The organism is Agrobacterium tumefaciens (assembly GCF_013337285.1).
In the GTDB taxonomy this organism is placed as follows: Bacteria; Pseudomonadota; Alphaproteobacteria; order Rhizobiales; family Rhizobiaceae; genus Agrobacterium; species Agrobacterium burrii.
In genome coordinates this window covers 237711-261526 of the sequence record NZ_SUPW01000006.1, presented here as the reverse complement: position 1 = coordinate 261526, position 23816 = coordinate 237711, and the positions used below count along the sequence as shown (strand labels likewise).

The following is a 23816-nucleotide window of genomic DNA, read 5'->3' as shown; positions in this document are numbered from 1 at the left end:
TGAGATCGCGATGGCGATATCAGCCGGCGATAACGTACCGGTGACAGATGCCTGCGAGCGAAAAAAGGCGCATCCGATCGGATGCGCCTTTCATGGTTCAGGCGAAGCGGAAGTCGTCGATGGCGAATTGTTCTGTCTTCACATTGGCGAAGGTGATGGAAGAGCCATCGTTGAAGGCAATCTCAGCGCCGTTTTCCCCATTGGTGAAGGAACCGGACGCGATGAGCGTCTGGTAGTCCGCGAAGACATCCTTCGAGAGCTGAACGACATCCTTGCCCTCGGCACCGGCCTCGAAGTCGGTGACGACATCGCGACCATTACCGGCGGCGAAAATAAAGGTGTCGGCACCGCTGCCACCCGTCAGGGTATCATTGCCGGTGCCACCGCTCAGCGTATCATCACCTGCGCCGCCATTCAGCGTGTCGTTTCCAGCTCCACCGCTTATGACGTCGTTACCGGATCCGCCCATCAGCACGTCATTGTCCGCGCCGCCGTCGATCACATCATTGCCCTCGCCGGCGAGAACACGGTCGTTACCGGCTCCGGCATCCACCATGTCGTTGCCTTCACCGGCAACCATCGTGTCGTCACCATCGCCGCCTTCGAGCATGTCCTTGCGGCTGGTCCCGATCAGCATGTCGTCGCCATTACCGCCTTCAACGATGTTGTATTCGGTATAGCCGTCCACGGTGACCGTCGTGGTGCCCTTGGCTTCGCCGCCATTTGCATCACGAACCGTGTAGCTGAGCGTCACGGTCGCCAGCTGCCCATCCTCCAGCGCCGCAAAGGCGGAGGAAGGATCGACAACCAGCTTGCCGTCCACCACCGAGAAGGCGGCAGCCGCCTGCTGATTGGTTATGGCGAGGCCCGCAACCGCCGTCACGGCGATGCTGACGAGTGCAAGACGGTCGCCTTCGACGTCGGTGTCGTTGGCGACGAGATCGAAAGCGGCCTTGTCCTTTTCCGCCAGCGCAATCCTGTCCGCAACAGCAACAGGCACATCGTTGACCGGAGCGACCGTCACGGTCACCACGCTCTCGACGCTACCTCCCTTGCCATCCGAAACGACAACCGTGAAACTGTCGGTTCCGTTGACATTTGTGTTCGGCGTATAGGCCCATTCACCGGTTGCGGCATCCATCGCGACAGTGCCCTTCGAGGCACTTGCGCCCGTCTTGATGGCATAGGAAAGTGTGTCGCCATCGACGTCGGAGGCGACGATATTGCCTTTAAGGGCGATATCCTCGTTGGTAGTCACGGCGATCGAGGCGGCGACAGGCGCGTCATTGACCGGCGTGATGGTGAAGGCCGCAGTCGCTTCGCTGGAACCGTCGCGACCGTCAGCGATCTTGTAGCTGAAAGATGCCTTGCCGTTGAAATTGGCGGCTGCCGAAAAGCGGATGCCGGTTTCTTCCAGAACCGCAGTTCCGCCAACGACACTGAAAACGCTAGCCACTGTCAATACGTCCAGATCGGCGTCCTTGTCATTCGCGAGCAGGGCGCTGAACGGAATGAGGAAGGACACGGCATCCTCATCAATCGCGGCAAGTGTGTCGGACACGGCGACCGGACCACGGTTCACGAGGCCCTTGGCGATGGCCTCGCGGCTGAGGTTTGTACCATCAGCGAAACGCAGCATTTCTATACCGCCATCCGCCAGCTGGTTGTGCAGCGACAGTTTTTCGCCGCCCGCCAGTTCGATTTCGACGGACTGGCCATATTTGCGCAGAACGGCTTCATTTCTGGCAATATCGTGCAGGTAAAGAATGTCGGTCGCCCGAGATGCCGGCGCAGCCTCGAAGATGGTGTCGGAACCATCGCCGCGCCCGTAACGATAGAGGTCCGATCCATCGCCACCGATCAGCAGGTCATTGCCACGGCCACCCTCGATGAAATCGTCGCCAAGACCACCCGAAATCATGTCGTCGCCGGCATCGCCCCAGAGCTTGTCATTGCCGGCACCGCCGGAAAGCGCATCGCGGCCCGCGCCGCCAATCAGCGCATCGTCACCATTGCCACCGTCCAGACGATCATCGCCTGTTGAGCCGAGGAGCGTATCATTGCCGTCACGGCCGAGGATCGTCGTGTCGGCAGTTTTGGCTTCAAGTAAGTCGTGCCCATCGGTACCGTTGACGATATTGCCTGCATCAAGCCCGAATTTCAGGTCGACGACAGTCAGATTGTCGAAGGTCAGGCCGGCATTGCCCCAGGAATAAAGGCCGAAGGTACCAGCATCGAGTTCGCGGTCGCCGATCGGATAGGCGAACAGGGCCTCGTCATTGAGGAAGGCGGTGATCTTGTCGGCGACGACCTCGACGCGCAGTTTCATCGCTTGGCCGGGTTCGTATTTACCCGGAACCTGGGCCAGAATTTCCTCGATGCCGTTCTTCATGCGCACGAGGTTGAAGATGCTGCCGGCGCCGTTTCTTGGACTGCGGTCGAGAATGCCGTCAGCATCCAGTTCCAGCTTGTAGTAATTCTTGCTGTCCTTGTAGCGGAACAGGAAGCCGAGACCGTCCTTGTCTGGCGTCTGGATTGTCGCCTCAATGGCGTAATCGGTCCAGGCAAGCGCCGCCGGGTCATTGAACAGGGCGTAGGTGCCGAGACGAAGGACGTTAACGCCATCGCCAAGCGGGCTCCAGCCGCGCTGCCAGTAGTCTGTCGCCGTTGCTCCAGTCCACGTCAGTTCGCGGCTGGCAAGTCCGGTCGTCTGAAGCAGTTTGCCATCGGAGACCAGCCATTCGGACGCTTTGCCGTCCGGTCCGATACCGCCGAGTTCGCCCTCGTCGAAAACCTTGAAACGCGCCATTGCCTCGGCCGAGGAGAAATCCTCGGCGACCAGGATTTTCGTCCGGTCGACGATCGTGACATCGATGCGATCCGTCGAAACGGAACCATTGGCGGAGGTCACTTTCAGAAGCAGCTTGTTGACGCCGGCATCGAGGGCGACATCGGCCTTCTTGCCGGTTGCGACGACATTGCCCTTGAGGTCCGTCCAGACGAATCCGGTGAGTTGCTCAGGTCCAAAGGAACCCGACGCATCGAGCGTGACGGAAGCCTTGCCGTCGCCATCGATGTCATAGGCTCTTTGGTCGATACCCGCTTTTGCGGTCGTAACGGCCCTGGTGACAACGATATCGTCAAAGACCGAAGCGCGCTGGCCACTGGAATAGACGCCGATAGTGCCGCCGGAAAGCGGTGCGGTCGCGTCCATGAGGGGGCCGCCGAACACGTTCTTGTCACCGAGGAAAATGTTGATGGCACCGCCAACTACGGCAACCGTCAGCGGGATTTCCGTGTTATAAGGCGTGCCTTCTTTGACCTCGGCGAGCAGAACCGCCTTGCCATCGGCGACCTTTACCAGCTGGCGACGGTTTGTTTCACCGTCCATGGCGAAGCGATAATAATTATTCGCATCCTTGTAGAAGAAATAGACGCCCATCGCATCGTTATCGAGCTGAGTGAGCGTCGCCTCCAGCACGTAGTCGCTCCAGCCAGCCGACTGAGCGGCGGTATAAACGAGCTTGTTGCCCACCGCATCGCTCTGGTCGAAAAGCGCGGCCTCCGGCGCGGCGAGATTGGCGCTGCCGGTCGGCCGGGAAAATACCGTTCCTTTTAGCAGGAAAGCTCCGGTATTGCCGTCGGCGCCGCCGAAATCGGTGGCCCAGCCGTCGGCCTTGCCGTCGTTGAAGTTTTCAACAAGCAGAGTGCGGTCGCCGCGCACCAGAACATCGACCGTGTCTCTGGTCTTGACGCCGTTCACATCCGTTGCCGTCAGGGTCAGCTTGTGCTTGCCGAGAGCGAGATCGGCCACCGCTTCCTTGCCTTCGGCGACGATATCGCCATTTTTGTCGGTCCAGACGAAGCTCTGAACCTCACCCGCGAGCAGCGACTTTGCACCGGATAACGCGACGCTTGCGGAAGACGCGCCAGCAGTGGCGTTGGCGACGATGTCGTCCCCGGCCTCGGCCATGGCGCGCGCCGTGCCCTTGCCGACATAGACATTCTCAAACACTTCCTGATGGCCGCGATAATAACCGGTCAGGCCGTCGCGATCGAGTTCCGGCTTGGTGCGATAACCGTCGAGATAATCGTCGAAGGCGGTGAAATAGGTTTCGGTGGTGACGCGGTTATTGTCGGGATCGATTGTGATCAGGCGCATCGCGCCGTTACCGCCATTGTCACCCTTGTCCTGATCGCCATTGCCGGTAATTTCGCGCGACACGCCGTTCTGGTAGTTGACGAGGAACTGGAAGACCGGTTCGCCATACTGGTTGTAGGTGATGTCCGTTTCCGCGCCGTCGCCGAAAATATGGCCGGAGAAGGTCATGACGATGTTGGGATAACGCGACAGCAATATGCGGGCGACATATTCGCCGTCGTTTGCGCCGCGCTGGTCGGTGCGCATGCCATAGTCGTAACCGGCGCCTTCGTCATAAAGCGGCAGGGCCAGATTGTCCTGGCGCGTCGCATAGCTCGTCAGCGAATGCGTCGCCAGCATGACGCGATGGTCGGGATATTTCTCGATCACGTCGCCCGCCCAGCGGATCACGTCGTCGCGCGGGCCGAATTCGAGCGAGATCGACAGCCACTTGGTGCCGTCAGGAGCGGTGAAGGTGCTATAGGTATTGCGCCCGGCAGCCTGCTCCTGATCGTAAGCACCACCGAAGACGCCGGGATTGGTGGCGGCCTGCTTTTCCGCCGAGAAACGGCGATCCAGTTCGTTGGAAGAATGGTCGGCGGCACTTCCGCCATTCGCCTGATCGTGGTTTCCGGGCAGGATCGCGTAAGGAAGCTTGCCGTCGAGCTTGCGCAGCGCCGCCTCGGCGATGTCCCATTCGCCGCTCTGATTGTTCTGGGTGACGTCACCCACATGGCTCATGAAGACGATCTTGTGGTTCTGGCGGTTGTCGATCAGCCACTGCGTCATTTCGCCGAATACATGCTTGATGCCGTCATTGGACGTATAGTCCTGCGTATCGGGAAAAACGGCGATGGTGTAGGCATTGGGGCCTGCCACACGCACGCGGAAGTCGTCCGTAACGCTTGTGCCGGCGGCGTCGGTGGCCGTCACGCGGATGTCGGAGTGGCCGAGAGCCGAAAAGTCGAGCACCAGCTTGTTTCCGTCCGTCACCGCCGCGGTGAGGATCTCGTTCTTGCTGTTCTGCACGGTAAAGGTGAGGTTTTCGCCGGAGAAATGCTTGGAAAGGTCAAGCGTGACATTCTGCGCATCGGGCGTCACCATCATGTCCTTGATGGCGGCGGTCTTGGCGGCGGCGGCCGGATCGACCGGCGCAGGCAGTTCGCCGACAGCCGGAATTCCAGCGTCCTTTGCCGTCGTGGTCGAAAGCTCTACATTCTTGCCACCGATGGCGCCCTCGCCAATGGCCGGTGCGGTAGAACCCTCTGTAAACCGGAATTCAAGCGGGGCGGAGGCGAGAACCGCCTCTCTCATCGTATCCGGCAGAATACCGCCCGCCTTGACGCCGCCAAGGACCGCCATCTCGTCCTGCGTCAGCGCGCCTTTCAAGAAGAGAAGATTGCTGAGGTAACCGGCAGAGGTCTGCCCGTTATCATCGGAGAAGATCAGGAAGCCCTTGGCGAGGTCGATTGCGAAACGTCCCGCGCCGGAGGCGGCAATCTTCTGTTCCGAGATGAAATCGCCGTTAATGTATTTCTTCATCGATACGCCGCCGCTGGCGTCTTTTTCGATCGTCAGACCGATACGGTTCCAGGCGTCCAGCCTGGCCGTGCCGCGGAAATCGCCGCTTGTGCCGAGGCCGTAGCGTTCCATGCCGACGGTCTTGCCGAAAATATCGTTGTCGCTGGCATTGGTGGGATCTGTCTGCAGAAAGGGTATCCACTTGGCGCCGTTCGCCGCAAAACCGCCTGTCGGGAAGTAGGCGTCGTAAACGAGGCTGTAGGAGGTCGCGAGGCCAATGCCGTTCGGCGAAATGAGAATGCCCTGCTCGCGCGACAGGCGAGGAATGGCCAGCAGCCAATCAGAAGAGGATTCGATGGGATTGGCGATCGAGTTTTGAGGTGTCGTCATCTCATTGACCTTTTTGCGTGAAACGGGTTGGCCCTTTGGCCATGCCGGCACGATTAAGGACAGCGACTAACGCGCCGATGACGAATTCCTAACAAATCGTAAACGCGCCATAGCGATTTCCCATGCCCGCCATCGGTTTCGCAGTGAGGTTAATAAAGTCATCCCGCAGGCGTCATGGAGTTGTCAGCGTTTTCACCGATAATTACTCCGCATCGACGCCAGTCGTGTCGACCGGCGGCAGAACAGGACCCCATGTCGACCACGCAGCTGAAGGCCTTTCATATCGTCGCGCAATCGGGTGGTTTTTCCCAGGCTGCACGGGACATGGCGATAAGCCAGTCCACCCTTTCGGCCCATGTGCGGGAACTGGAGGCGATCAGCGGCGTGAACCTTCTGGAAAGAAAACCGCGGGGGGTAAGCCTTAGCCCGCAGGGCGAACGCCTGTTCGAAATCACCGCGCGCCTGTTCCAGGCGGAAAATGAGGCGAAAGCCCTCCTTCGCGGTGGGGAAAGTGCCGCGGGCGGGCACTTACGCGTGGCAGCCGATGGCCCAATTCTGCCGCTTCCCATTCTTTCGCGGCTGAAGGCCGAGCGGCCGCAGCTGACCTTTTCCCTTTCGGTCGACAATTCGGCACGGGTGGTGGAGCAGATCATCGATTACCGGGCCGATGTCGCCATCACCGCCCGAGCGCCCGACGATCCGCGCCTTTACGGCGTCAAGTTTCTCAGCATGCGGCTTGGTCTATGCGTCCCCGTCTCGCATCCGCTGGCGGCGCGGCAGAACGTTCTTATGGCCGAACTGGAAGGCCTGTCCTTCGTCATGCGAGAGCGCGGATCGCGCACGCGTGAAATCTTCGAAAAAAACCTTGCCGATCACGGCATCACCATCCAGCCGGTGATCGAAATCTCCTCCAGAGAAGGCGTGCGGGAAGCGATTGCCAACGGGGTGGGATGCGGCGTGGTCGCCGATCTGGAATTCGGCCACGATGCGCGGCTTTCCTTCGTTCCTCTGGGCGATGCCCGCGAACTGATCGACGAATACGCCGTCTGCCTTGCCGAAAGACGGCATCTGCCGCTATTGCGCCGGTTCATCGAGGAAGCCGGACGGGCCTGACCCCGGCTTCCCATGCCCGCACCTGATGCTCAGAAAACGTTCCGGTGCACATCGCTCATGGCGCGGCGCAGATCATCGACCGCAGACGCCGTCTGTCCCGGTTCATCGTTGAGCGCCGGCGGCATTTTCCAGCCGGGATCGATGCCTTCCATATTCGGCAATTCATGGGCGATGCCCTTGTGGCAATCGATGCAGGTGGCCTTGCCCGTCAGCAGATATTTAGAATGGATGTCTGCGGCACGCTGCGTCTGTTTGGTAAAGTCCATGGCGGCGGAGGAGTGGCAGTTGCGGCATTCAAGGCTGTCATTTGCTTTCAGGCGCGACCACTCATGCTGTGCAAGCTCCAGGCGATGGTCGAGAAACTTCTTGCGCGTATCGATGGTGCCGAAAATCTTGCCCCAGACCTCCTTGGAAGCCTGCATCTTGCGGGCAATCTTGTCGGTCCATTCATGCGGCACATGACAATCCGGGCAGGAGGCGCGCACGCCGGAACGGTTGGAGAAATGCACCGTCCGGGTCAGCTCCTCATAAACATTTGCTCTCATCTCATGACAGGAAATGCAGAAGGCTTCCTTGTTGGTCATTTCGAGCGCCGTGTTGAAGGCGCCCCAGAACATGACGCCGCCGACGAAACCGCCGAGCGTGAGGAAGGCGAGGCTGAGCGTGGCGGCCGGCGTCGTCAGGACCGCCCATAGCCAGGCGAGGAGCTTTTTCACTCGGGCGATCATCATTCGCTACCCGCCGGTTTGACGCCCATCGTGCTCATGTCCTCAAACGTGTTGGGCACGAGCGGCCGGGTATCAGCCTGCGGCACATGACAGGCGGTGCAGAAATAACGCCGTGGCGAAACATCCGCCAGCATCTGGCCTTCCCGCGTCATGTAATGGGTGACGCTGATCATCGGTGCGCCGGAATCCTGCGTAAATTCGCGCTTGTGACAGGACAGACAGCGATTGGCATTGACCGACAGCTGATAGCCGTCGATTGAATGCGGGATGACCGGCGGCTGTTCGGGATAGGCGCGCATGCGCCTGATATCGTCAATCACCCATTTCGGCAGGGGTTTGGCGGGCTCGGTCTTCATGGCGTCGCCACGCGGACCGGACAATTCCGGCACCATCTGCGCAACGGCCCCCGTCGCCAGGGCCACGACCAAAAGCGTGGCGGCGATCCATCCGTGCTTCCCGATCATGCGACTGGCTCTATCTTGACTGCGCATTTCTTGTAATCCGTCTGCTTGGAGATGGGATCGGTTGCGTCGAGCGTCACCTTGTTGATCAACTGGCTGGCATCAAACCAGGGAACGAAGATGACGCCGGGCGGCATGCGGTTGCGGCCGCGCGTTTCCACGCGGGAGCGAATTTCGCCACGGCGCGAAACGATGCGGATTTCAGCGCCCTGATTGAGCCCACGCTTGCGCGCATCATCGGCATTCATGAAACAACGCGCGCCGGGAAAGGCCTTGTAGAGCTCCGGCACGCGCATGGTCATGGAGCCGGAATGCCAATGCTCCAGCACGCGGCCCGTCACCAGCCAGGTATCGAATTCCTCATCGGGGGATTCGGCCGGCGGCTCGTAAGGCACCGCGATGATGACCGCCTTGCCGTCCTTGTTGCCGTAGAATTTCACGCCCTCACCCGGCTTGACGTAGGGGTCGTAACCCTCGCGGTAACGCCACAGTGTTTCCTTGCCGTCCACCACCGGCCAACGCATGCCGCGCACTTCGTGATAAGCATCGTAAGGCGCCAGATCGTGGCCGTGACCACGCCCGAAGGCGGCATATTCCTCAAACAGACCCTTTTGCAGGTAGAAGCCAAAATCCGTGGATTCCTGGTTCTTATAATCCGCATTGATTTCGCTCAGCGGGAATTTGCCGACATCGCTGTCCTTGTAGAGAACCTCAAACAGCGTCTTGCCGCGATAAGCGGGATTGGCGTCCAGCAGTTCCGCCGGCCAGACCTCATCCGTGGTGAAGCGTTTGGAAAACTCCACCAGCTGCCAGAGATCAGAGCGCGCCTCGCCTGTCACCTCCACCAGCTGGTGCCAGACATGGGTGCGCCGCTCCGCATTGCCGTAGGCTCCTTCCTTCTCCACCCACATGGCGGCGGGCAGGATAAGGTCGGCGCTCATGGCGGTGATGGTCGGATAGGCATCCGAGACCACGATGAAGTTTTCGGGATTGCGATAACCCAGATAGGTCTCGTTCTTGGTGTTGGGACCGGCCTGAACGTTGTTGTTGACCTGCACCCAGTAGAAATTCAGCTTGCCGTCATGCAGCATGCGATCCTGCTGCACGGCGTGGTAACCCGGCTTTTCCGGGATGATGCCGTGCGGGATGCGCCAGATTTCCTCGGCATGTTTGCGATGTTCCGGGTTGGTCACCGTCATGTCCGCCGGCAGGCGGTGGGCGAAGGTTCCCACCTCGCGCGCCGTGCCGCAGGCAGACGGCTGGCCAGTGAGTGAGAACGGGCTGTTGCCCGGCTCGGAGATTTTGCCCGTCAGAAGATGGATGTTATAGACCATCTGGTTGGCCCAGACGCCGCGGACATGCTGGTTGAAACCCATGGTCCAGAGCGACATGACCTTGCGTTTCGGGTCGGCGTAAAGTTCGGCCAGTTCCTCCAGAAACCCGGCTTCCACTCCGGTCATGGCCGCGGCCTTTTCCAGCGTATAGTCCGACACGAAGTCCTTGAAGGTCTCGAAATCGATCGCTTCCGTCTTCGTCGGATCAGCGGAATTGGCGGCATTCACCTCCACCGGATTGTCGGGACGCAGGCCATAACCGATATCGGTGACTCCGCGCACGAATCTCGTGTGGTTCTTCACGAAGTCTTCGTTGACGCGGCCGGTCTTGATGATGTGGTTGGCGATGTAATTGAGGATGACGAGGTCCGTACCCGGTTTGAAGATGATCGGAACATCGGCCAAGTCCATGCTGCGATGAGTGAAGGTCGAAAGCACCGCCACCTTCACATGGTTGAAGCCCAGACGCCGGTCGGCGATGCGGGTCCACAGAATGGGATGCATCTCCGCCATGTTCGAACCCCAGAGCACGAAGGCGTCGGCATGTTCAAAGTCATCATAACAGCCCATCGGCTCGTCCATGCCGAAGGTGCGCATGAAGGCATAGGCCGCAGAGGCCATGCAGTGGCGGGCATTGGGATCAAGATTGTTAGAGCGGAAACCGGCCCGCATCAGCTTGGTCGCGGCATAGCCTTCGAAGATCGTCCACTGGCCCGAGCCGAACATGCCGACGGCGGTCGGCCCCTTCTCCTTCAACACCCGCTTGCACTGCTGCGCCATCACGTCAAAGGCCTCGTCCCAGCTCACCGGCTCGAACTCGCCATCCTTGGCGTAGACGCCGTTTCTCTTGCGCAAAAGCGGGGTCTGCAGCCGGTCCTTGCCGTACATGATCTTGGACAGGAAATAGCCCTTGATGCAGTTGAGGCCGCGATTGACCTCCGCCTGCATGTCGCCATGGGTGGCGACAACCTTGCCTTCCTTGACACCCACCATGACGCCGCAGCCCGTGCCACAGAAGCGACAGGGCGCCTTCGACCATTTGATCTGCAATGCGGACACACCACCCGGCACCGGCTGGGCGGCAGCCGGCAGTGCAATGCCCGCCGTTGCCGCCGCAATGCCGGCGGCATGGGCCTTCAATAGATCACGCCGCGTCAGTTCGCTGCTCATCGCCGCCTGTCTCCTCTGTGTCGACGTGTTCGAAAACCATGTTGGCGGCAATCACACCGTCGAGTGTCGAAATATAAGTGAGCGTATCGCCCAGCATGCCGGTGCTCGTGCCGTCTATGACGATGACAATCTTGCCGTTGCCCTCGGCATGAACCTCGACATTGTCGAGGGTTAATAGCGTTGCGAACACGGCGTCCCGCATCTGCGGCATCACCGCCACGACAGCACTTGAAACATGATACCGGCCTCTATTTTCAGGCATATTGCATCTCCGTGGCTGTTTCCTTGATCTTGATCACACCCGTCGGGCAGACGGACACACAAGCCCCGCAGCCGGTGCAGGCATCCTCGATAAGCTCGGGCACGAAGGGGCCGCCACGGCGGGGACGAAACCGAATGGCTTCGGTCGGACAGGCATCGCGACAGGCCTGGCAATCGACATTGCCGAAGGCGAGACACCCATCGCCAATCGCCATGACATGATCGAAGCGCTGCGCCGCAGGGGCGGCAAAAACCGGCTCGGGACAGGCCTCCGCGCATTTGCCGCAAAAGGTGCACTCCCCGGCTGAGAAATCGACCAAGGGCAAGCCACCCGACATGGTGATGATGCCGGTGGGACAGACTTCCGCGCATTTTGCGCAACCGCTGCAGGCGGCGAGGTCGCTCAACGCGACCCCGGGGGGACAGATACGTGTTTCCCGTTTTTGTCCGCCGCGCAGAAAGTCACGCCGGGTGAGAGAGACTTGCATCGTCATTCGCCCTCAATGGCCGGGTGGTCCCGGCGGCCCGTAAATGATCTGGAACATCCAGACGATAAAACCATAGGCTCCGACAAATCCGACCGCCAGCACAGGCCAGATCCCAAAAGCCAGAACGGCGAAGGTAATAAGCTCCCTCGTCCGGCTCGGCTTTCCATCTGCGTGCAGAGGCGCGACTATTTTGGGCATATTCGCGTTTCCCTGTTCGGTTCGAGTTATCATCGGCCAAAAGGCAGAAATATTCAACCACTTGATTTTATTGATTATTTATTAGAAATAACATTCATCAATAGGGCCGGCCTAAGTCACTGATTTCATATTGCGCTTTTGCCAAAAAAATAATCAGGCGACACGAAGGCGGAAGGTGAGAGGAACACGTTGCACCTCAGCCACAGGCTCCCCCTGCATCAACACCGGGCGCACGCATGAAGGGCAGGAAGCCCTGAAGCCAGACGCCGAAACTTGCCGCCCACAGGATAGCACTGAGGCCGTGATGATAGGGTGACACGAACGCTGCGAAATCGAATTCCGGCAGGATGCGGATCAGCCCGGCCGCCACCATCAGGGCGGCGGCCATATGCGCCTGCCACGGCAGATATGTCAGGTTGCGTCCGGTATGCCGCAGCCCGGCAATGATGAACACCGCCATGATGGCGCAGCCAAGTGCGCCCACCGACAACAGGTGCAGGCCAGCGGCGGGCGTGACGGAAAAACCGAGCCGCCCCGCCCCGAGCGCCAGAAAACCCGCACCTGCAAAGGCATTGCCGAGACCGAGCAGCAGCACCTCGGTCTTGAAAGCGGCCCGCCCGATGAACCATTCCGCCAGCCGGTCAAAAAATGCCGCACCGGCCGCAAGCGCCAGCCAGGCGCAAACATCGCTTTCCGGAAAGAAGAGTTTTGCCACCATGTATAACGTCACCATGGCGCCCGCCATGTGCTGGCGGCCGGGATGTGGCCGGTAAGGTGTGGTCTCGCCGCTCGGATCGAGCGCCAGATTGATGACGACCACATTGATGCGGGCGGCCGAGAGCGAAAACAGCACGGTGAAGATGCACAGCGCCGCCTCCAGAAAGCGGGCTGCAAGTTCCAGATCACCGATCCACCAGGCGTAGCGCACGCCCGTCTCCATTGCCGCAAACAAAATGAGCCAGACGAGGAACGCCAGATGTCTCGTCGTTCGCCGCACCAGCATCGCCTTGCCGATAAGCACGGAGAGCGCGAGCAGAAACGCCAGATCAAAAAAGCCCGCCAGCAGGCTCCACGCATCGGCCCCGACGAAGCCGATCAGGCGACCCGGCAGCCAGAGGCCGGCGAGACAAAGCAGCGTGCGGCCCGCTGCCGCTTTCGTATCGGTCCATTCAGGCACTGCCGAACCGAGAAAACCGGCGAGCGCCATGCCATAGGTGCCGAAAATCATTTCATGGGCATGCCATTGCGATGGGGGAACGACATTGGCGAAAGGCAGGGCATAGCCGCCGATGACGATCCACAAAAACGGCCAGACCGCGCCATGCAGGGCGGCCAGAGGGAAAAACAGCCGCAGGGCTTCCGAAAGGATCGGTGGCTGTCTCATCGCATCCGCTCCTTTGCCGAAAACAATTCGGCGAAAGCCGGGCTCTCGGACAGGAATTCCACTTCGTCGAACACCGCGCGCGCCATGCGCCGCCCCGGCGAACCGGCCGGAGTATGTGCGGCAACAACGCGGCCATCGACACCCGAGAGCACGATCAGCCTGTCGGCCACCAGCAGCGCTTCATGAAGATCGTGAGTGACGAGCAGCGTGGAGAAACCACGCCTGCGAGCGGCATCCACCAGAAGTTCCTGCAAATGCCGGCGCAGGCCGACATCAACGGCACTGAAGGGTTCGTCCAGAAACAGCATGTCCGGCTCCACCGCGAGCGCCCGCGCCACCCCGGCACGCTGGCGCATGCCGCCGGAAAGCTCGACCGGATATTTGTGAAAATCCGTCTCCTCCAGACCAACTTCCAGGGCAAACTGCCCGGCGGTCTCCCGCCGTTGCCGTTTCGGCATACCCGCCGCAGCGAGACCATAGGCGATATTGTCGATCAACGTCATCCATGGCAGCAACCGCGGCTCCTGAAACACAAGACCCTGCCGGTGGTAATTGCGCCGCACACGGCCGCGAACGGGATCGATGATGCCGGCCGCGATCTGCAAAATCGTTGTCTTGCCGCTGCCGGAGGGACCAAGCAGGGCGACTGTTTCACCGGGCGCTATACGGAGATCGAAATTCTCGAACAGGCTGCGGCCGAGAAAGGCGTGGCCGACATGCTCGAAACTCAAGACGGAATGGTCGCTCATCGTTTGACACCCCATGGCAATCCGGCGGCACGCCAGCGTTCCAGCGCTTCGCGCAGCAGATGCAGCAGGCCGTAATCGGTGATGAGCGCCAGCGCGACGGTGATGGTGAGCCAGGCGCTGACCTGCGCGATATCGAACAGCGCCCGTGCTGTTGCCAGTTCACCGCCGATGCCGCCGGAATTCGACAGAAGCTCGGCCATGACGGTCACTTTCCAGGCGCTTCCGGCCGTGGTCGTCCATGCCGGGAAGAGATAGGAAAGCACATGCGGCATGGTGACGGTGCGCAGCCGGTAAAACCACGGAGCGCCAAACGCCTGCGCCATCACCTCCAGCTGACGGTCCCGCTTGGCCACCCCTTCCAGCGCCCCTGCGAAGGAAACGGGGGCCGAGGCGATGACAACGGTCATGACGGCCGTGCCACCCGACGAACCGAACCAGATGAGCGCCAGCACAATCCAGCCGATGGGCGGCACGCCGAGCAGGACGGTGACAACAGGCTTCATCAGCCGCATGGCAGCAAATGAGTAGCCCGCCGCCACACCCGCCACCGTGCCGATGCCGGCAGCGATGGCAAAACCGGTCAATGCCCTGATGGCGCTCTGCGACAGGATGGCGAAGAAATCCGGCCGCGCCGCCAGAAGCCCGATTGCCGCGAAAGTCTCACCCGGCGAGGGCAGGATGAAGGAGCCGTAAATCTCATGCCCCGCCTGCCAGGCGGCGAGAAAACAGAAAATGCCGGAAAGCCCGGCCCAGCCCGCCCAGAGATAGCGGCCGGTCCAGCCAAGACTTTCAAGAATGCGGTTCATGCCTGCTACACCAGATAAAAGCCGTCATCCGGCCGCCGCCCCCCGATGATTGCCGGGTCGGCCTTGGCGAGCTCGTCGTAAAATGCCTCGAGATCGGCGCGCGCAGCGCTCGCCTTCAGCGCCGACAAATGGCTTGTCGGGAAGGAAGCGGCGATGATTTCCGGTGGGAAACCTAGGGCATCGGCCGCGCCGGCGGCCGCCGTTTGCGGGTCAGCGGCGGCACTGGCAAGTGCCGTTTCCATGCCCGCCTGCAAAGCCTCTATACCCGCCTTGCCGAGCTTTTGCTGAACCTGCGACGTCAGGGCGAGACCCGCCTGCGGGATTTCCGGCTTGCCCGCCACCCTTGCCCATTCTTGCTGGATATCGATGGTGCGGTGAACGGTCATGAAAAACGACTTTGCCTTGATCAACACAGCGGTCGCAGCCGGTTCACTGAGCAGGGCCGCGTCCACCCGGCCCGTCAGCAGCAATTGCACGGCTTCCGGTGGCGAAGCCGCATATTCCAGCGTGATATCGCCGGGCTTCAAGCCGTTCTCGGCAACAAGGCGGCGCAGCACGAAATCGGGCATATCGTTCTTGAAAGGCAAAGCCAGCGTCTTGCCGGAAAGGCTTTCCAGCGAGGTCAGCGTCTCGTCCTTCGACACGACGTAAAGCAGACCGGTGGTCAGCACGTTTAGAAGCCCCAGGCCAAGGCCGCGATTATGGAGATTGGCGGCCCCATAACTCGGCATCACTACCGCCCCCATGGAGCCGGAGGCGACAGCGGCGCGCATTTCATCCGGCGTTTTCCAGGCCTTGAAGACGGCCCCAGGTGCGACATCCTTCAGGAACCCGCCTTTTACGGCATGGGCCAGCACGGCTGAGGGCGCGGCAGGAGGGCCATAGAAGGTGAGTGGCGTTTCCGCCTTCAGAAGATGCGGCGCGGCAAGTGTCGCCACCGTCAATCCCGAAAAGGCCGAAAGCGCCTGACGACGGGTGAGATGAGCCATGGTCCTGATCCTTGTTCGCGCCGAACGCGCCGTGATGCGTGTGACGCCCACTCGGGTCGATCTTCGGCCACAGGCGCGTCACCCATCTGGAAGTGACATTTTGCAAGCGGTCGCTCTTTGCGCAGGATCAAACAGCGCCGGAAAGCAGGCCTATTCGCCTGTCCTGAGAGACAGGGCGTCGCGCAGAATTCGCGATCCTTCCTGAGCGGCGGCGGCGATGTCGAGAAACATCAGGCTCGCCGTTTCGAGGACGCCTTCATCGACCGTATCGTCCTCGGCAAAATCCGCCAGCATCTCAGTCAGAAGCCCGATCTTGCGCCGCTCCTCGCGGGCGGCGGCCAGAAGCTTGACGATATTGCGCTGGCGCTCAAAATCCTCAAGTTCGCGCAGGGCCTCATGCACCTTGTCGCGGCAACCGCAATCGAGTGCGCTCTGCAAAACGACATTGCGCACCAGATGGATCGCCGCCGCAATATCCGCCCCGCCCGGTGCTACGGCCGCTTGCTGGTTTTGTCCGCTCATCATCATAGGTTCGCTCCATGCGCCGTGTTGCGGGCACGGGCGATCCAGGCCGCCCCTTCCTGCCCGTGGTGAAAACCATTGGAAAAAGGCACGTCGGGATAGGCTTTTCGCAGAAGGTGGAGACCGTTTTCCACATCCACCCTGCCGGCGAGAACATCGTCGTGGATCTGCGCCACGGCCACCATGTCGCAATCCTGCGGCGACAGCCGGAAGCGGGCGATCCCGGTGGCCGCCAAATCCTGCAACTCTCCAAGCAGCGACTGGCAGGTGTGCGACACCGTCTGCACGCCGTTCAGCGCCAGAAACGACTGCCGGTCGAGGGTGCGGACAGGTAGTCCGTCCGGATCGTCACCGCAGACGAACTGGCAATTATCCTTGATATTGCCCTTGGCGCGGGCATGGGCGCAGCGCGCCGAAATGGCGAGCGGCAGGCGGCCGAAAGCAAAAATCTCGAATTCAACATCCGGTGTCTCCGCCACGATACGCTCCACCGAGTTTACCGGCAGCTCCGGCGGCAGGCAGATGGCGGTCACCCCACGCGAGGCGAGCAGCCGCGCGGTGGCGGCATTGTAGACATTCACCATTGGCCCGACGACATGCGGCGTGCCGTGCAACAGGCCGAGCGCCGAAAGGTCGTTTACCTCGACGGGATAGGGACTGTCGGCGATCAAGCCTCGCAGCTGGCGGCTTTCCCGCTCCAGAGTCACCAGTGAAAGCGTCGAGAGGATCACCTGTTTTCCGGCACTCTCCAGCCGCTCGATCACCTCGGCCAGATGCGCCTCGGTGAAATGAAACCGTTTGGAACAGACGGTTTCGCCGAGATAGACATGGCTGACAGGAGCCTCATCGGCGATGCGGAAATAGAAATCGCGCCATTTCTCGCCCTGCCAGAGATAAAGGACCGGGCCGAGCGCCAATGTGGCCTTTGCGGTTTTTGCCATCGCCATCACCTCCAGCGTTTCTCGTAAGCACCGACAGTTGTGCGCTGGCCTTCGCTTAAGAGCCGCAAGCGTGAGAGCAGCCGTCCCCGCTCTTCGGCGCTGGCGGCCAGCGCGCGATGCAGGGTGGACACCACCTCCGCCACATAGGCCTTGCCGCGCTGGCGGCCCTCGATCTTCAGCGCGCTCACACCCGCGTCGCGCAAGGCATCGATCTGGTCCATCACGTCAAGCGATACCGGGTCCTCGAAGGCATAGGACTTGTCGTCGGCAATCTCGAAACGCCCCTTGCACAGCGTTGGGTAACCCGCCGCCTCTCCGGCCGGAAAGCGGTTGATGGTGTAATCGCCGAGTTCCGATACCAGCTCCTGCCCATCCTGCCGGTAACGCACATGGCTTGCCGGCGAGCAGACGCCGTTCATGTTGGGTGATTTGCCTGTGGCATAGGAGGACAGCGAACACCGTCCCTCCGCCATGACGCAGAGGCCGCCAAACACGAAGATTTCGATCTCGCAGCGGATTTGCCGCGCCAGCCGGGCGATGTCGGCAATCGTCAGCGTGCGCGGCAGCACCACGCGTTTTGCGCCGAAGGCATCGACGAGAAAATTCACCGCATCGGCATTGGAGGCAGAAGCCTGCACGGAGACGTGTATGCGCTGTTGCGGATGGTGTTCCGCCACATGCGCCATCAGGCCGAAATCGGCAAGGATCAACGCATCCGCTCCCGCCTTCACGGCATCGGCCGCGCCGCGATACCAGATATCCTCATTGCCAGCACGCATGAAGGTGTTGAGCGCCACGAAGGTCTGCACGCCGCGTTTCTTCGCGTAAGCGATGGCTTGGGCAAGCTCTTCGCGGGAGAAATTGAGGCCGGGGAAATTGCGAGCATTGGTCTCATCGCGAAACCCGCAATAGACCGCGTCTGCGCCGGCATCCACGGCCTCGCGGAACGCGGCGGGCGTTCCCGCCGGACAGATCAGTTCCATGCCTCACCTCCCCGCGTTTCGGATAGAACATGGCCACGCAAGCGGTTCGCGAGGCCCGTTACCACCGGCGCAAAGGGTCCGGCAAATGAACCGAGATCACGCGGCAGGTCGATGCCGCTGTCATCGAGCGCATTGCGCAGCGCCAGCGTCGCCTCCATGTCGCCGGTCACACTCAGATCACGCGAGAAAAACAGCGCATCGGCATCCTGCCGCCCCTCCATCAGCGCAAGCAGCATGAAAAGTGGCCCCTCGACCGCCGCATCCGCCTTCGGCAGGCGGCCCTTGCGGCTGACGGTGATGGCGGGACGCGCCGGTTCCACCATGAAGGCGAAGGGCAGATCGACGGGAAGAAAGGTAAAACGCTTGTTGCAATGTTCTCCCAGCCGACCGAACAGATCGGGATGTCGTTTCATGATCTGCGCCAGCATCGCCGCCGTCGCTCGCTGCACCACGGCAAGGGGCAGAAAATTCATGGGGCGGGCGATGGCGGCGGGAAACGGTCTCATAGATGGTCCTGTCAGGTCAGTTGCGGGCAGGAACCTAACCGCAGCGCGCCAGCACCGGTTTGAGCGAACGCAAAGACAGGGAGATTTTCGGGTGCAGTTTCACAAAAGCCGCTATAAATCACTCACTTGCGAAGCGAAGGAGGCCGCCCATGTCCGATATAAGGATCAAACGGATTTACGATGCCGCCAGCGATGATGACGGCGCACGCATTCTGGTGGACCGGCTGTGGCCGCGCGGCATGCGCAAGGAAACCGCACAGCTTTCGCTGTGGATGAAGGAAATCGCGCCCAGCAACGAATTGCGCAAGAATTTCTCGCATATGCCGTCGCGTTTTGCGGAATTCACCCGGCACTATCATGAGGAGTTGGACGCCAATCCCGATGCCGTGGGGCGCATGAAGGAGCTGATGGCGAAGGGCCGCGTCACGCTGCTTTATGCCGCCCATGATACCGAACACAACCACGCCCTCGTTCTCGCCGACTATCTTCGTTCGCACTGAAGCCGCATTTGCGGCAGCGCAAGGACATGTCGCATCGCCGCCGGCAAACAGGCGGCATGAGAGACGAACCGACAGATAAAAAGACAGAAGCGAAACCTGCCCGCGCCGCCGATCTGCGCGGTTTCGTCCGGTTGCTGGAAGAACGCGGGCAGCTGCGGCGAATCCGCCAGCCGGTTTCGCTGGTGCACGAAATCACCGAAATCCACCGCCGTGTGCTCGCCGATGGTGGGCCGGCCCTGCTTTTCGAGCAACCCGTTGACCATGAGGGCAAGGTGCGGGACATGCCGCTGCTTGCCAATCTCTTCGGCACGCGGCAGCGCATCGAATGGGGGCTCGGGCTTGAGACCGGCGGGCTGCCGGCGCTTGGGAAAATGCTCGCCGAATTGCGCGAGCCACAACCGCCGAAATCCATGGCCGAGGTATGGGGTAAACTGCCTTTGCTGAAGGCCGCACTGTCCATGCGGCCAAGCAACGTCTCGCGCGCGCCGGTGCAGGAAAAGATACTGACGGGTGATGTGGTCGATCTTGCCCGCCTGCCGGTGCAATGGTGTTGGCCGGGCGAGCCGGCCCCGCTCATCACATGGCCGCTGGTCATCACCCGTTCGCCCGATGATCCCGACGATATCAATGTCGGCATCTATCGCATGCAGGTGCTGGGGCCGGACAGGGTGATCATGCGCTGGCTGGCGCATCGCGGCGGCGCGCATCACCACCGGCTGTGGCAGGCGCGCGGGCTGGATATGCCCGTAACCGTCGCCATCGGCACTGATCCCGCCACCATTCTGTCCGCCGTCATGCCGCTTCCCGAACATATCAGCGAGCTTGGTTTTTCTGGCCTGCTGCGCGGCTCGAAAAGTCGCATCGCGAAAGCTTTGACGGTGCCGATGCCGGTACCAGCCAACGCTGAGATTGTGCTGGAAGGTACTGTTTCGGCCACGGAAACGGCAATGGAAGGCCCCTATGGCGACCACACCGGCTATTATAATTCCGTCGAGCCTTTCCCGGTCATGACGCTGTCGGCGATCACCATGCGCCGCGATCCGATCTATCTTTCCACCTATACCGGCCGGCCGCCGGATGAACCCTCGGTTCTAGGGGAAGCCATGCTCGAGATTTTCCTGCCGCTCGTCAAAAGACAGTTTGCGGAAATCGTCGATCTGTGGATGCCACCCGAGGCCTGTTCCTATCGCGTCATGGTCGCCTCTATCGACAAACGTTATCCGGGGCAGGCAAAACGGGTGATGATGGGCCTGTGGTCGATGTTGCCGCAGTTCAGCTATGTGAAGCTCATCATTCTGGTCGATCCAGACATTGATGTGCGCAGCTGGGCGGATGTCATCTGGGCGCTCTCCACCCGTTTCGACGCCTCGCGCGATACGACGATCATCGACGATACGCCGATCGATTATCTCGACTTCGCCTCGCCGAAAGCCGGCCTCGGCGGCAAGATGGGGCTGGACGCCACCCGCAAGCTTTCGCCGGAGACGGAGCGCGAATGGGGCCGCGTGCTGTCCATGACGCCTGACGTGATCGCGAAAGTCGATCTGATGTGGCGTGATCTCGGCCTTGGAGAACGGCCATGACCCCGTGCCGCGTCGTGGTCGGCGTCACCGGCGCTTCGGGTGCCGCCATTGCGCTGCGCATCATCGAGCGTCTCGCCGACATGAAAAACGTCGAAATCCATCTGGTCCTGTCGCAATCCGCCAAGCGTACGGTGTTGCATGAGGAAGGTGCTGAAGCCATGGGGCGGATGTTCTCGCTCGCCAGCGTCAATCATGCCGTCGATGATATCGGCGCGGCGATTGCCAGCGGTTCTTTCCCGACCACTGGCATGATCGTTGCGCCCTGCTCGATGCGGACGCTCGCGGCCATCGCAACCGGGCTTTCGGACAATCTTCTCACCCGCGCCGCCGATGTGCATTTGAAGGAACGCCGGAAGCTGGTGCTGATGACCCGCGAAACGCCGCTGCATCTCATCCATCTGCGCAATATGTGCGCGGTGACGGAAGCAGGCGCCGTCGTGATGCCGCCGGTACCGGCCTTTTACAATAGGCCGCAAAGCGTCAACGATATTGTCGATCAGCTCGCCGCCCGCGCCATTGATCAGCTTGGCATCGCTTCCGCACCGCAGGCGGCGATATGGCAGCCGCATGTGGTGAAGGCACCCTAAGCGATCAGAGATAGGCCATCGGGTCCGCGCCGAAGAGCGCGGCATGGCCACCTGCCAACAGCCACCAGACCGTCAATCCCGTCAGCGCCGCGGCTAACAGCATCGGCCCATCCACGGCGATGCGGGTTTTACCGGTGAGAATCGCCGCGAAGGGAACCGTGGAGCTTTCGCCGGCCGTAGCGCTCCATGCACCGCCCAGTCTTTTGCGGGCGCGTTTTTCGGTCATCGCCATTCCGCCAAGCGAAAACAGCGCAAAGCCGCCGAAGAGGATAACGGAGCGCAGATCGCCATTCGGCACGACATGCCCCAGAGACCAAAACAGAAAACCGACAAGCACAGGGTGCCGCGTGATGTGCACGATTGCCCCCGGCTTCTCTCCCTGTCGCACGGAAATGGAGAGCGGATTGACACTGAGAAGACCGGCCAGCACGAAAAACAGCCCAATCGGCGCTGCCAGAAAGGTGACATGCGCCTGCCAGGGCGCGACATCCCAGAGCGGAACGTATTCGACTGAGAGCGCGGCATAAAACACCCAGCCCAGCGCCAGAAGCGAGACAACGGAATAGAGACCGAAATAGGTGGGCCTGCCGATGGCCGCAATCAGCCGGCCGCGCACGGCAGGCACGGCGGGAATGGAATGCAGCGCCACGAAAAGCGAAAGAGCGGCGACAAGTTCAAGCATCCGACTGCCTTCTCACTGGTTCAGGAACAGCACCGAAGCAATGGCCACGGAGGCAAGCACGGCGGAAACCGCGCCCATGCGCTGCAACACTCCCATACGGTACAACAGCACCGCAAAGCCAATGATAATAGGGGTTGCGACAATCAGCCCGACCTGTGCGTCGTTCATGGGATGCTCCAATTTCCAGAGTTGCGCTTTGTCATGACAATAGGGCTTTGCGCGCTCCCTTCTTTGATCGACCGCAAAGAAGCGGGGTTTGAGGACGCCTATGCGTGGCTTGCTGTTTTACAATTACGGACGAGGCCATGGCGATCAATACGGAAGAGGAAAGCGGAAATCTGCTCCTGTGGATTCTGGTATGGAGCGAACTTGCAGCCTTCGGCGCGCTGACCGGGGCGTTCATCATCGCCTTCGCGCTCAACCCTGATGCGTTCGCCGCCGCTCGCCAGCATCTTCAGCCGCAGCTTGCCGGCCTCAACACTCTGATTTTGCTGGCGAGCGGCTGGCAGGCGGCCGTTGCGGCCAGCCGTCACACCGCGCTGCCGGGCAAAAGGCGGGCGCTTGTCCTTGCTGGCCTGCTGGGTTTCGCTTTCGTCGGTGTGAAACTCCATGAATATTCCACCGAAATCGCCTTCGCGTCCGATCCCGCCTATGGCGCGTTCTTCGAGCTCTATTTCCTGCTCACCGGCTTCCACCTGCTGCATGTCATCTTCGTGGCGATCCTGCTGTTCATCGTCGCCTGCTGGCCCAAAAACGAGAATATCACGCTGGTGACGACGCTATGGCATGTCATCGATCTGGTCTGGATCGTCATCTTTCCCGTCGTCTATCTGGTTTGATAATCATGATCCACCGCACCTCCCGCCAGCTTGCAAGAAGTTTTGCAGTGCTCGCCATTCTCGTTCTCGCCGGCACGGCCGTCGTCACATCCTGGAAGGCGGCGCTTCTGCCGCCGGTCGCCGCCGCCTGCCTGATGCTGCTTTTCGCGCTTATGAAATCCAGACGCGTCATCGACGATTTTCTGGGCTTTCGCGAAGAGCGAGGCCTGCTGCGCACAGCACTTCTGGTATGGCCCGCAATCTTCGCCGCCGCAGCCTTTTTGCGGGCGTTCCTGCAGGGCATTTTGTCGCTCTGAAAAGGCGGACCACACCACCTCTCCACTTGTTTGCCAAATGGCAAAGAACGCCGGCCGCCAGCGGCTAGAAAGGCTTCAGACCCCACCGCATTCCGCCAGCCTGCTGGCAAATCCCGGCAAGAGGGTTCGATCAAGCCAGTCCGCATAAGCGGTCTTCCGGATGGAAAGGACCATTGGCATGGCAGAACGCCTGACCAAAACAGGAGCACGAAACGTCTTTTACGGCGGCTCCATCTTCTTCTTCGCCATATTCGTCGGGCTGACCGCCCATAGCCACTATTACATGCGCACCACCTCGACGGATGAAAGCACGCTGACGGAAAGCGTCGCGCGCGGCAAACACGTGTGGGAGAAAAATTCCTGCATCAACTGTCACACGCTGCTCGGCGAAGGCGCCTATTTCGCACCCGAACTCGGCAATGTCTGGAAGCGCTATGGCGGCGTGGAAGACAAGGAGACGGCGCGCGATTCCATCAAGGGCTGGATGGCCGCACAGCCGACCGGCATCGAGGGCAGACGCCAGATGCCGCAGTTCAATCTCACCGAACAGGAGCTCGATGATCTCGTCGACTTCCTCGAATGGACGAGCCGGATCAAGACGCAGAACTGGCCGCCGAACGAGGCGGGTTGAGGTTGACGGCAAG

Annotated in this window: 24 protein-coding genes; 7 read left to right on the top strand and 17 right to left on the bottom strand. The window is 60.8% G+C overall.

The annotated features are described in order from the left end of the window. Positions 1-97: 97 nt before the first annotated feature. On the bottom strand, positions 98-6052 hold the full coding sequence (locus tag FCH38_RS17540) for an Ig-like domain-containing protein (protein ID WP_174374546.1): 5955 nt from the start codon (positions 6050-6052) through the stop codon (positions 98-100). A 252-nt stretch (positions 6053-6304) separates the two neighbouring features. Between FCH38_RS17540 and FCH38_RS17535 the strand changes: the two genes are divergently transcribed. Further along, a complete protein-coding gene (locus FCH38_RS17535; protein WP_153515853.1) occupies positions 6305-7165 on the top strand; it encodes a LysR substrate-binding domain-containing protein in 861 nt (286 codons plus the stop codon). Between the two features lie 29 nt (positions 7166-7194). Here the strand turns inward: FCH38_RS17535 and FCH38_RS17530 are convergent, their stop codons facing one another. From FCH38_RS17530 to ubiT, 14 genes are all read right to left on the bottom strand, one after another. Further along, positions 7195-7890 carry a cytochrome c3 family protein gene (locus FCH38_RS17530; RefSeq protein ID WP_309574415.1) on the bottom strand — a complete coding sequence of 232 codons (696 nt, stop codon included), beginning with the start codon at positions 7888-7890 and terminating at the stop codon, positions 7195-7197. A gap of 2 nt (positions 7891-7892) precedes the next feature. Beyond that, positions 7893-8384, bottom strand: a complete 492-nt coding sequence (locus FCH38_RS17525; RefSeq protein ID WP_149900843.1) for a nitrate reductase cytochrome c-type subunit — start codon at positions 8382-8384, stop codon at positions 7893-7895. Continuing rightward, a complete protein-coding gene (gene napA, locus FCH38_RS17520) occupies positions 8354-10858 on the bottom strand; it encodes a periplasmic nitrate reductase subunit alpha (RefSeq protein WP_174374545.1) in 2505 nt (834 codons plus the stop codon). Before napA ends, FCH38_RS17525 begins: the two co-directional genes overlap by 31 nt. Beyond that, positions 10833-11120 carry a chaperone NapD gene (locus FCH38_RS17515; RefSeq protein ID WP_174374544.1) on the bottom strand — a complete coding sequence of 96 codons (288 nt, stop codon included), beginning with the start codon at positions 11118-11120 and terminating at the stop codon, positions 10833-10835. Before FCH38_RS17515 ends, napA begins: the two co-directional genes overlap by 26 nt. Beyond that, on the bottom strand, positions 11113-11613 hold the full coding sequence (locus FCH38_RS17510) for a ferredoxin-type protein NapF (RefSeq protein ID WP_174374543.1): 501 nt from the start codon (positions 11611-11613) through the stop codon (positions 11113-11115). The genes FCH38_RS17515 and FCH38_RS17510 overlap by 8 nt, the downstream gene beginning before the upstream one ends. A 6-nt stretch (positions 11614-11619) precedes the next feature. After that, a complete protein-coding gene (gene napE / locus FCH38_RS17505) occupies positions 11620-11805 on the bottom strand; it encodes a periplasmic nitrate reductase, NapE protein (RefSeq protein WP_046800942.1) in 186 nt (61 codons plus the stop codon). A gap of 196 nt (positions 11806-12001) precedes the next feature. Then, on the bottom strand, positions 12002-13189 hold the full coding sequence (locus FCH38_RS17500; protein ID WP_174374542.1) for an NnrS family protein: 1188 nt from the start codon (positions 13187-13189) through the stop codon (positions 12002-12004). Next, complete coding sequence (locus tag FCH38_RS17495) at positions 13186-13938, bottom strand: ATP-binding cassette domain-containing protein (RefSeq protein WP_174374541.1); 753 nt, start codon at positions 13936-13938, stop codon at positions 13186-13188. Before FCH38_RS17495 ends, FCH38_RS17500 begins: the two co-directional genes overlap by 4 nt. After that, complete coding sequence (locus FCH38_RS17490; RefSeq protein WP_174374540.1) at positions 13935-14744, bottom strand: ABC transporter permease; 810 nt, start codon at positions 14742-14744, stop codon at positions 13935-13937. Before FCH38_RS17490 ends, FCH38_RS17495 begins: the two co-directional genes overlap by 4 nt. 5 nt (positions 14745-14749) lie before the next feature. After that, complete coding sequence (locus FCH38_RS17485) at positions 14750-15733, bottom strand: ABC transporter substrate-binding protein (RefSeq protein WP_174374539.1); 984 nt, start codon at positions 15731-15733, stop codon at positions 14750-14752. Between the two features lie 150 nt (positions 15734-15883). Further along, positions 15884-16261 carry a hypothetical protein gene (locus FCH38_RS17480; protein ID WP_174374538.1) on the bottom strand — a complete coding sequence of 126 codons (378 nt, stop codon included), beginning with the start codon at positions 16259-16261 and terminating at the stop codon, positions 15884-15886. Further along, positions 16258-17196 carry a ubiquinone anaerobic biosynthesis protein UbiV gene (gene ubiV, locus FCH38_RS17475; protein ID WP_174374537.1) on the bottom strand — a complete coding sequence of 313 codons (939 nt, stop codon included), beginning with the start codon at positions 17194-17196 and terminating at the stop codon, positions 16258-16260. The genes FCH38_RS17480 and ubiV overlap by 4 nt, the downstream gene beginning before the upstream one ends. A 5-nt stretch (positions 17197-17201) precedes the next feature. After that, positions 17202-18179, bottom strand: a complete 978-nt coding sequence (gene ubiU, locus FCH38_RS17470) for a ubiquinone anaerobic biosynthesis protein UbiU (protein WP_174374536.1) — start codon at positions 18177-18179, stop codon at positions 17202-17204. Beyond that, the gene (gene ubiT / locus FCH38_RS17465) at positions 18170-18685 is read right to left on the bottom strand and encodes a ubiquinone anaerobic biosynthesis accessory factor UbiT (RefSeq protein WP_174374535.1); all 516 of its coding nucleotides are present in this window, start codon (positions 18683-18685) and stop codon (positions 18170-18172) included. Before ubiT ends, ubiU begins: the two co-directional genes overlap by 10 nt. 149 nt (positions 18686-18834) lie before the next feature. Between ubiT and FCH38_RS17460 the strand changes: the two genes are divergently transcribed. Genes FCH38_RS17460 through FCH38_RS17450 form a run of 3 tightly spaced genes read left to right on the top strand, consistent with a single transcriptional unit; the run spans position 18835 to position 21355 of the window. Then, on the top strand, positions 18835-19185 hold the full coding sequence (locus FCH38_RS17460; protein WP_174374534.1) for a DUF488 domain-containing protein: 351 nt from the start codon (positions 18835-18837) through the stop codon (positions 19183-19185). Between the two features lie 56 nt (positions 19186-19241). Then, complete coding sequence (locus FCH38_RS17455; RefSeq protein WP_174374533.1) at positions 19242-20768, top strand: UbiD family decarboxylase; 1527 nt, start codon at positions 19242-19244, stop codon at positions 20766-20768. Further along, a complete protein-coding gene (locus FCH38_RS17450) occupies positions 20765-21355 on the top strand; it encodes a UbiX family flavin prenyltransferase (RefSeq protein ID WP_174374532.1) in 591 nt (196 codons plus the stop codon). The genes FCH38_RS17455 and FCH38_RS17450 overlap by 4 nt, the downstream gene beginning before the upstream one ends. 4 nt (positions 21356-21359) lie before the next feature. Here FCH38_RS17450 and FCH38_RS17445 read toward each other — a convergent pair whose 3' ends face one another. Together FCH38_RS17445 and FCH38_RS17440 are read right to left on the bottom strand one after the other, a co-directional pair. Continuing rightward, positions 21360-22037, bottom strand: a complete 678-nt coding sequence (locus FCH38_RS17445; protein ID WP_174374531.1) for an NnrU family protein — start codon at positions 22035-22037, stop codon at positions 21360-21362. Between the two features lie 12 nt (positions 22038-22049). Beyond that, a complete protein-coding gene (locus FCH38_RS17440; protein WP_003520964.1) occupies positions 22050-22205 on the bottom strand; it encodes a hypothetical protein in 156 nt (51 codons plus the stop codon). A 137-nt stretch (positions 22206-22342) separates the two neighbouring features. Between FCH38_RS17440 and FCH38_RS17435 the strand changes: the two genes are divergently transcribed. The 3 genes from FCH38_RS17435 (at position 22343) to FCH38_RS17425 (ending at position 23803) form a co-directional block, all read left to right on the top strand. After that, positions 22343-22876: a cytochrome c oxidase subunit 3 gene (locus tag FCH38_RS17435; protein WP_174374530.1), complete on the top strand. Its 534-nt coding sequence runs from the start codon at positions 22343-22345 to the stop codon at positions 22874-22876. 5 nt (positions 22877-22881) lie between these two features. After that, positions 22882-23172, top strand: a complete 291-nt coding sequence (locus tag FCH38_RS17430) for a hypothetical protein (protein ID WP_174374529.1) — start codon at positions 22882-22884, stop codon at positions 23170-23172. A 178-nt stretch (positions 23173-23350) separates the two neighbouring features. After that, a complete protein-coding gene (locus tag FCH38_RS17425; protein WP_149900826.1) occupies positions 23351-23803 on the top strand; it encodes a c-type cytochrome in 453 nt (150 codons plus the stop codon). Positions 23804-23816: the final 13 nt, after the last annotated feature.

What these genes read in the sequence shown, in the direction of transcription:
- FCH38_RS17540 (WP_174374546.1), bottom strand. Translation starts at nt 6,052, where the DNA reads ATGACGACACCTCAAAACTCGATCGCCAATCCCATCGAATCCTCTTCT.
- FCH38_RS17535 (WP_153515853.1), top strand. Translation starts at nt 6,305, where the DNA reads ATGTCGACCACGCAGCTGAAGGCCTTTCATATCGTCGCGCAATCGGGT.
- FCH38_RS17525 (WP_149900843.1), bottom strand. Translation starts at nt 8,384, where the DNA reads ATGCGCAGTCAAGATAGAGCCAGTCGCATGATCGGGAAGCACGGATGG.
- napA (WP_174374545.1), bottom strand. Translation starts at nt 10,858, where the DNA reads ATGAGCAGCGAACTGACGCGGCGTGATCTATTGAAGGCCCATGCCGCC.
- FCH38_RS17515 (WP_174374544.1), bottom strand. Translation starts at nt 11,120, where the DNA reads ATGCCTGAAAATAGAGGCCGGTATCATGTTTCAAGTGCTGTCGTGGCG.
- FCH38_RS17510 (WP_174374543.1), bottom strand. Translation starts at nt 11,613, where the DNA reads ATGACGATGCAAGTCTCTCTCACCCGGCGTGACTTTCTGCGCGGCGGA.
- napE (WP_046800942.1), bottom strand. Translation starts at nt 11,805, where the DNA reads ATGCCCAAAATAGTCGCGCCTCTGCACGCAGATGGAAAGCCGAGCCGG.
- FCH38_RS17500 (WP_174374542.1), bottom strand. Translation starts at nt 13,189, where the DNA reads ATGAGACAGCCACCGATCCTTTCGGAAGCCCTGCGGCTGTTTTTCCCT.
- FCH38_RS17495 (WP_174374541.1), bottom strand. Translation starts at nt 13,938, where the DNA reads ATGAGCGACCATTCCGTCTTGAGTTTCGAGCATGTCGGCCACGCCTTT.
- FCH38_RS17490 (WP_174374540.1), bottom strand. Translation starts at nt 14,744, where the DNA reads ATGAACCGCATTCTTGAAAGTCTTGGCTGGACCGGCCGCTATCTCTGG.
- FCH38_RS17485 (WP_174374539.1), bottom strand. Translation starts at nt 15,733, where the DNA reads ATGGCTCATCTCACCCGTCGTCAGGCGCTTTCGGCCTTTTCGGGATTG.
- FCH38_RS17480 (WP_174374538.1), bottom strand. Translation starts at nt 16,261, where the DNA reads ATGATGATGAGCGGACAAAACCAGCAAGCGGCCGTAGCACCGGGCGGG.
- ubiV (WP_174374537.1), bottom strand. Translation starts at nt 17,196, where the DNA reads ATGGCAAAAACCGCAAAGGCCACATTGGCGCTCGGCCCGGTCCTTTAT.
- ubiU (WP_174374536.1), bottom strand. Translation starts at nt 18,179, where the DNA reads ATGGAACTGATCTGTCCGGCGGGAACGCCCGCCGCGTTCCGCGAGGCC.
- ubiT (WP_174374535.1), bottom strand. Translation starts at nt 18,685, where the DNA reads ATGAGACCGTTTCCCGCCGCCATCGCCCGCCCCATGAATTTTCTGCCC.
- FCH38_RS17460 (WP_174374534.1), top strand. Translation starts at nt 18,835, where the DNA reads ATGTCCGATATAAGGATCAAACGGATTTACGATGCCGCCAGCGATGAT.
- FCH38_RS17455 (WP_174374533.1), top strand. Translation starts at nt 19,242, where the DNA reads ATGAGAGACGAACCGACAGATAAAAAGACAGAAGCGAAACCTGCCCGC.
- FCH38_RS17450 (WP_174374532.1), top strand. Translation starts at nt 20,765, where the DNA reads ATGACCCCGTGCCGCGTCGTGGTCGGCGTCACCGGCGCTTCGGGTGCC.
- FCH38_RS17445 (WP_174374531.1), bottom strand. Translation starts at nt 22,037, where the DNA reads ATGCTTGAACTTGTCGCCGCTCTTTCGCTTTTCGTGGCGCTGCATTCC.
- FCH38_RS17440 (WP_003520964.1), bottom strand. Translation starts at nt 22,205, where the DNA reads ATGAACGACGCACAGGTCGGGCTGATTGTCGCAACCCCTATTATCATT.
- FCH38_RS17435 (WP_174374530.1), top strand. Translation starts at nt 22,343, where the DNA reads ATGGCGATCAATACGGAAGAGGAAAGCGGAAATCTGCTCCTGTGGATT.
- FCH38_RS17430 (WP_174374529.1), top strand. Translation starts at nt 22,882, where the DNA reads ATGATCCACCGCACCTCCCGCCAGCTTGCAAGAAGTTTTGCAGTGCTC.
- FCH38_RS17425 (WP_149900826.1), top strand. Translation starts at nt 23,351, where the DNA reads ATGGCAGAACGCCTGACCAAAACAGGAGCACGAAACGTCTTTTACGGC.